Source organism: Trinickia sp., assembly GCF_035492435.1.
Lineage (GTDB): Bacteria > Pseudomonadota > Gammaproteobacteria > Burkholderiales > Burkholderiaceae > Trinickia.
In genome coordinates this window covers 34361-41127 of record NZ_DATJJF010000009.1, presented here as the reverse complement: position 1 = coordinate 41127, position 6767 = coordinate 34361, and the positions used below count along the sequence as shown (strand labels likewise).

Here is a 6767-nt window from a genome sequence, read left to right as displayed (position 1 = left end):
TGTAAATTTTTAAAGATCGCGTCGCTCAACTGTCGCACACCGAACCGACTACCGTTCGGCGCTGCGCCGTCTTGCGTTGCTGCGTCAGCAGCAGAGAAACGAGATTATGCAGACTGTTTCGTCAGGCGTCAAGCGTTTTTTTCATCACCGCTTGCCTCGCCGTCGACTGTCACATGCTCGCTACTGCTTAATTTCGCATGCCGCCTACGGCCCGCCACCTACTTCCTGCGTCCCGCTTCTCCCCGCGCCGCCGTTGCCGGGAAGCGCGAAGGAGCGTGATTCTAGGCGCCTTCGTTCCACGCTGCAAGCGGAAATTGAAGAAAAAATTCGCCCACCGAACCAGTCACAAGCGCCAGTCACTGCCCGCGTCAGCCAAAACCCATCGGTAACACCGCACAACCGAGCGGGACCATGTAATGCCTGTCGAGTGATTACGGACGGGACTCCCTCGTTCGACGACATCCGCATAATGCCGTACGGGACAGCGCCTCTCCCCTGGCCCTTGCAATCAGGCGCTCACGGGGCGGCTTTAGGCCCCAGAAAAGACTAAAATGCAAGGTTCACGAATTCACTCTTCCTACTCCCTATGCGCTCGCGAATCGCCAAACGTCTTCCCCCCGATGCCGATAAGCTCGTCGGCTTGTCGCTCGCGCTTTTCGCCTCGGGCAGCCGCATCGAAGACCGCTTCTGGGAAGCGAAGCTCGACGCGTTGCTTGCAAAGGTCGTCCGCAACGGCAACCAAACGACGCTCGACGCCGCACTCGATCACTTGCAGCAGAACCACCCCGATGCCTACGGTGCGCTCGCCGATATGGCCGAGACGCATAGTGAATCGTTCGTCATCGAGCACGATGGTGTGGCCTATGAAGCGCTGCTGATCGCGGCTCCCGTGCTGGCGTGGACGCGTTACGTCATCCCCTCGGGTCCGCTCAAAACGGATTCGGTCGACGCCCTTCGCGCCCATCTGCAGGCACACGTGCTGGCTGGCGGCACCCGTGTCGCGCTTGCACCATTCCTCTACAGCATCGATCAATTGCCGCGCCACCATGTAGAAACCTATCGCGTGGCCCAGCAGTTGATCCAAGCGGCCATCAACGGCACGCCGGCCAAGGTGAATTTGGGTGACTTGCCCGAGACGTCGCCTATTCTTGCCGATCCGCGCTTTCTGCTCGCCGTCGTCGCCGCGCCGGTCGGCGCATCGCTCTTTCGCTGGCAGGAAGAAGAAAACGGGGCGCGTATCGAACGTGGACAATGCTTGGAACAATGGGCGTCGCAAGGCGGTGCGAACCTCGCTGTGGTGCTGCCGGGGTGTGAATTCGAATGCCTGTTGCCCGATGCCTATTACTCGGCTTGCCGCGACGCCGACGAACGTGTGCGCCCGCATACCGTACGCACGGCCATCCGCTACCTATACGACACCATCGGCGCAACGCCACAAGACTTACGAGCCGTCGTGGCGGGCTTCGGCGAGCGCCGTATCGACGAGTACCGGATCGGTTTTACGCGCCGCGGCAGCAACGATGTCATTTATGGCGTCGTGTGGCCGCTGTACGGCCGTGAAAACGGCGAACTGTCGATCGACGAGGAAGGCGGCGAGACCGCAGGACCGGTCGAGGAGATCAGCGCGCTGCTGAAGGAAGCCGGCGTGACCGACATTCGTCGACATGCCGGCCGCTTCGAGCCGGAGTACTGCGATGATTGCGGCGTACCGCTCTACGCCGACCCGCTGGGCGAAATCGTTCATGCCGAGATGCCCGAAGACGCCGAGCCCGCTCAACCACACTTCCACTAACGACGGCCCTCGCCGCTCTCTACCCTCTTCCTCATTACCTCGCGCCGCCCTCCCGGGGGCGGTACGCCGCGTCCTATGCCATCCGGCTAGCCGTCCAACTGTAAGCAATTTGTCATCATTGCACCGACGGCGCGCAAGGCGGCCGGCCGCCAATCGGTGCGCCGCTGCGACGCCGCGTATTGGACGGACTATGGAGGCAAGACATGCGGTTTGCAGTTCTCGGTTCGGAAGCAGAACGGCGCGACGGTCTCAAAGCACTGTTGCGACAAATCAATCGTCACGCGCGTTTTTGTGAAGCAAGGGATTGGGTGCAAGCATGCCGCGCACTGCGGCGAATGCCCGTCGAGTTGCTGGTCGTCGATTGGCATGATGAGATGCGCGTCTCCGATGTGCGCGCACTCGTTGCCGAGCAGCGTGCGTTGCGCCTCGCGGTGTTCGTCGACGACGCATCGCCATGCCGCGTTCGCCAATTGATGGACGAGGGCGTACACGGCGTAATCCCGCGCAGCACCAACCCGAAGCTCATTTCGCGTCTACTCGAACTTGTGCTGGCGGGCGGCTATTACGCCCCGCACGGCGCGCTGCTGCGCGACGGCGCCGCGGCGTCCCGCGTTACACCACCGCCCGCGCCGGTCCTTTGCGAGCTGCCGCCACCTTCGGCGCGCCGTTCACGTTTCGCGCCGACTCTCTCGCCGCGGCAAGAGCAGATCATGCGCTGCGTTCATATGGGCAGTACCAACAAAATGATTGCGCGCACCCTCGGCATTAGCGAAGGCACGGTCAAAATTCATCTTGCAAGCATCTTCCAGCAACTTGGCGCGCCGAACCGGGCCGCTGCCGTCGCCATCTACAACGGATGGCTCACGCAGCACCTCGAGGTACTGCGCACCGAGGACGAACGCTCACCGAAGCCGGTCATCGGTGAAGCTGGGCCGGTCCCGTTGCGCCGGGGCGGATCCTACACCTACCCTTTGCCGGGCGAAGAAGAACCGAACGACCTACCGATGGCAGCAGAGCCTGACGCTCCATTCCATCAGACGATACCGGATACCGGGTCGCGGTAAGCCGCTGGGCAGTGTTCGCCGCACCGGCAAGTGAGTCGCGCGAGGCTCCACGTTTCTCGTCCCAACGAGTAATATGGGCGGCATGGGCTTCCTCTATACGCCGCTTTCGCTATGGGTCGCCGCCGGCACCTGGGTCGTCGCGGCGGGGCTTCTCGCGCTCGCCCTGGCGTGCAAGCCATTTCGGCGCTTGCAGGACGCTACGCTCCAGCACGTCTGGCTCGCGCTCATCGTCGCGATTGCGGTGCTGTGGGCAAGCAACGCATGGCTCGAGGATGGCCCCGTCATGCATCTGCTCGGCGCGACGCTTTTTGTGACGCTCTTCGATTGGGCACTCGCGCTGATTGCCATGGCTGTCGTCTCCGGCATCGCAGCGGTCATCTTCGATGCCGCTTGGCAAGGCATTGCGCTGACGTTCCTCGTCTACGGCGCAATGCCCGTGGGGGTCTCGGCGCTGGTGCAGCGGGCGTCACACGCCTGGCTGCCGCGCAACTGGCTCGTTTTCATCGGCGTACAGGGCGTGCTTTCGCCGATCGTCGCCGTCGTGCTGGCGTGCGTCAGCGCGGCGGCCCTCCAAATGGGACTCGCGGGGGTCGCGCTCAGGTCGCCCGAGGTCGTCCCGGATAGCTACGCATGGTGCGTGCTCCTGCTTGCTGTCGGCGAGGCTTGGTTCACGGGCATGTCGACGGCGCTCATTGCTGTCTATAAGCCAGCGTGGGTGACAACCAACGACGTTCGCGGCTATCGCCTCGGCGGACCGCGTACGTGACGCGGGTCATACTGAAGCCAGCCTGGACGGCTGTTGACCGCACCACGCACGCGTTACCCTCCCTGTCCGCCCAACGCGGCCATTGCGCAATCCCGAAAACGCACCGCAGACGGCAGTAATATTCACGCAATCATTGAACTCCGCCCGAGAGTGGGGCATCTTACGTCCCTGATGTCTCAAGTCCCCTTGTCGCAAACTTCTCAACTGGATGGATAGCTCCAACACCTCAAGCCGCCTGCGGCCGCTCGTCCGCTGGCTGTCAGCGGCGCTCGCTGGCCTGCCGCTCGCCTTCGCCGCCCCCGCTCACGCGGATCTCGTTGATCAACGCAACGAAATGATCGCGAAGTTCATCAACGACATGCATGCAGATCCGCTCGTCGCGGATTGCGCGGCGCACGCAAGTTTCGTCGCGAGCACCTCAAACGCCATTGACCACGTCGAGTTTTCGCCGGAATCGTTCGACGGCTCCCATGCGGCGATCACCGCGTGGAATGAGCCCTTCGACAACAATAAGCAGCGGATCAAGGTCGACAACGTCGTCACCGTCGCAGGAGAGGGCATTTCGCGTGACAACAACCACGCCCCTTACGATCTCAACTTTCGCTGCGGCTACGTCGGCCAACAGATGCTCGCGTTCAGTTGGAACGACCCCGTACCGGCCGCCAAGCCTCGCATGGCACAGTCGACCAAGAAAACCAAAGCCAAGGGCAAACATGGTGCCAAGCACACCACGAAGAAAACGACGAAGCGTGCTCAGCCTGGCAAACGGCACAACACGGCCGCGTCATAAGTGACACGCTAAACGAAGAGACGGCAAAGTGCGGCGGCGTCAGCCGCCGCCTTGGCAACGTTCGTCGCGTCGCTCTCGCGGCGTCGCGCCCTTGCCGGGCTTCGTGACGTCGCCGCTGTGTGCGTACTCAACCACCGAATCGGATCAACGTCACCGCCAGCAAGCCATCAAGCGCGACGACCGCTCATCCACCGAATGTCTCGAGATGGTGGAGCACCGCGCCAAGCATTGCAGCGCCGAGGGCTGCGCTGCGTTCGCCGTTCCAGCCCACCCGCTCGTCCGGCAAGTTCGCGTTGTCCTTGAACGGCATCTCAAGGGTTAGCGACAAACAGCCAAACGTGTGGCCGATGTACTTCGAGGCGAGCTTGAGCGCATCCTCTTGGTATTTGCTCGACGCGTAGCCATGCTCGCTCTGGAAGTCCGGGCTCGCTCGCTTGAACGCGTCGACGAAGGCGTCCTGCTCGGCTGCCTGATGCGCGGTAAAGCCCGGCAGCATCTCACAGCCGGCGACGAACACGTACGGCAGCGCTTCGTCGCCGTGAATATCAAAAAACAAGTCACATCCGATCGAGTGGATCGCATCGCGAACGGCATAGACCTCGGGGCTGCGCTGCGGGTCCGGCTCCAGCCATTCGCGATTGAGGTTCGCGCCCGCCGCGTTGGTGCGCAAGTTCCCGTGCACGCTACCATCGGGATTCATGTTCGGGACGATGTAGAAAACGGCATGCTCGTAGAGCTTGCGCGAAACGGGGTCGCCCGCCCAATCTCCCCACCCGGCCAGGCGCTTGACCAGCCCTTCGACAAACCACTCGGCCATCGTCTCGCCAGGATGCTGACGGGCGATGATCCATACACGCTTTTTCGGGAGTGGGTCGACCGCTTTGGCCCCTCCGGCTGCATGATCCGAATCATCAGTGCCCAGTGCGAGCAGCGAGACGGGGCGCCCCTCGACCGTTCGCCCGAGCTCGACCAATGTCGCATGCGGCATCTGCTGAACAGCGCCGACAAAGGCGGCGTGGCGCTCCTCACTGTAGGGCTCGAAGTACGCGTAATAGACCTGATCGAACTCCGGCGTATGATCGATCGTCAAAACGCGGCCATCGTACGAGGTAGGTACACGGAACCAGTGCACTCGGTCGTAGCTGGCTACCGCGCGGTAGCCCTGCCAGCCTTGCGCATAGGTGCAGTCGGCCGCATTCTCGAAGGCCATCACGCAGCGCTCGTCGCGCGCGCCCGACAACCGGAAGTAGAACCATTGGGCGAAATCCGCGTGGCTGTCGCGACGAATGCGCAGGCGAATGTCGCCCGCCACATCGCACGACACCACTTCGATAGCGCCGCCGTCGAAATTGCTGGTGATAGAAAGCGTCATGATCTTGCTTGGCCTTGGTGGGGCTCGCGACGAACGAGGGGCTCGGCGCCAGCCTGTTTAAGATGCCATCGATTTGAAAAGTCCAACTCGTCTGCCGCCTTCGGTTCGAAAGCGATCAGTCACGTCTGCGTCCAGAGCAATGTGGCCTACGCCCTCGACGTGGCCGTTGTCGCCCCCGCCATCGGCTCAGTCGCCCATTCGGCGGCGAAAAACGTACGTTGCATCGTTCGAGGCTGCCTCGTCAAACGCATAGCCTTCGACGGCGAATTCTTTCAGCTGCTCGGGGCGCTCGAGCCGATGCTCGACCATAAAGCGGGCCATCAAGCCACGCGCACGCTTGGCGTGAAAACTGATGATCTTGTAGCGGCCGCCCTTCCAGTCCTCGAACACCGGTGTGATGACGGGCGCTTCCAGCCGTTGCCGCTTCACCGACTTGAAATACTCCTCGGACGCGCAATTGACCAGCACCCGCGAACCGTCAGTTTTTTCGCGCAGCTGTGCGTTCAGCGCGTGGGTAATGCGCTCGCCCCAGAATGCGTAGAGATCTTTGCCGCGTGCATTCGACAGGCGCGTCCCCATTTCCAGCCGGTAAGGCTGCAGTAAGTCGAGCGGCCGCAAGACGCCATACAGCCCCGACAACACCCGGACGTGTTGTTGCGCGAAGGTTAGGTCGGGGGCTGAGAGCGACTTCGCGTCAAATCCTTCGTAGACGTCGCCGTTGAACGCAAGCACCGCCTGTTTTGCGTTGTGCGGGCTGAAATCGCGCGACCAGTCGGCGTAGCGCTGGAAATTGAGCCGCGCCAGCGCATCTGAGATACCCATCAACGTTCCTATCTCCTGCGGCGACAGGCGCCGCAGATCTTCGATGAGCGTAGCAGCCTCATCGACAAACTCGGGAATCGTGTGATGCTCGACGTGCGGCGCAGTCTCGTAGTCGAGCGACTTCGCCGGAGACAAAACAATTATCATGGAGGCTTGCCGGC

General features: G+C 62.2%; 6 protein-coding genes. 4 read left to right on the top strand and 2 right to left on the bottom strand.

Features of this window, described 5'->3' with window-relative positions; genetic code table 11:
• Window positions 1-586: 586 nt before the first annotated feature.
• The 4 genes from VL598_RS00505 to VL598_RS00490 all read left to right on the top strand — a co-directional run bounded on the left by VL598_RS00505 (window position 587) and on the right by VL598_RS00490 (window position 4412).
• Window positions 587-1792 carry a DUF2863 family protein gene (locus tag VL598_RS00505; protein WP_325324738.1) on the top strand — a complete coding sequence of 402 codons (1206 nt, stop codon included), beginning with the start codon at window positions 587-589 and terminating at the stop codon, window positions 1790-1792.
• Window positions 1793-1995: 203 nt separating this feature from the next.
• Window positions 1996-2856, top strand: coding sequence for a response regulator transcription factor (locus tag VL598_RS00500; RefSeq protein WP_325324737.1), 861 nt, complete (start codon window positions 1996-1998; stop codon window positions 2854-2856).
• An 82-nt stretch (window positions 2857-2938) separates the two neighbouring features.
• On the top strand, window positions 2939-3622 hold the full coding sequence (locus VL598_RS00495; protein ID WP_325324741.1) for an energy-coupling factor ABC transporter permease: 684 nt from the start codon (window positions 2939-2941) through the stop codon (window positions 3620-3622).
• 208 nt (window positions 3623-3830) lie between these two features.
• Window positions 3831-4412, top strand: coding sequence for a BspC domain-containing protein (locus tag VL598_RS00490; RefSeq protein ID WP_325324736.1), 582 nt, complete (start codon window positions 3831-3833; stop codon window positions 4410-4412).
• A gap of 184 nt (window positions 4413-4596) precedes the next feature.
• On the opposite strand, the gene VL598_RS00485 is transcribed toward VL598_RS00490, so the two are convergent.
• Together VL598_RS00485 and yaaA are read right to left on the bottom strand one after the other, a co-directional pair.
• Window positions 4597-5784, bottom strand: coding sequence for a M14 family metallopeptidase (locus tag VL598_RS00485; RefSeq protein WP_325324735.1), 1188 nt, complete (start codon window positions 5782-5784; stop codon window positions 4597-4599).
• 186 nt (window positions 5785-5970) lie between these two features.
• A complete protein-coding gene (gene yaaA, locus VL598_RS00480) occupies window positions 5971-6753 on the bottom strand; it encodes a peroxide stress protein YaaA (protein ID WP_325324734.1) in 783 nt (260 codons plus the stop codon).
• Window positions 6754-6767: the final 14 nt, after the last annotated feature.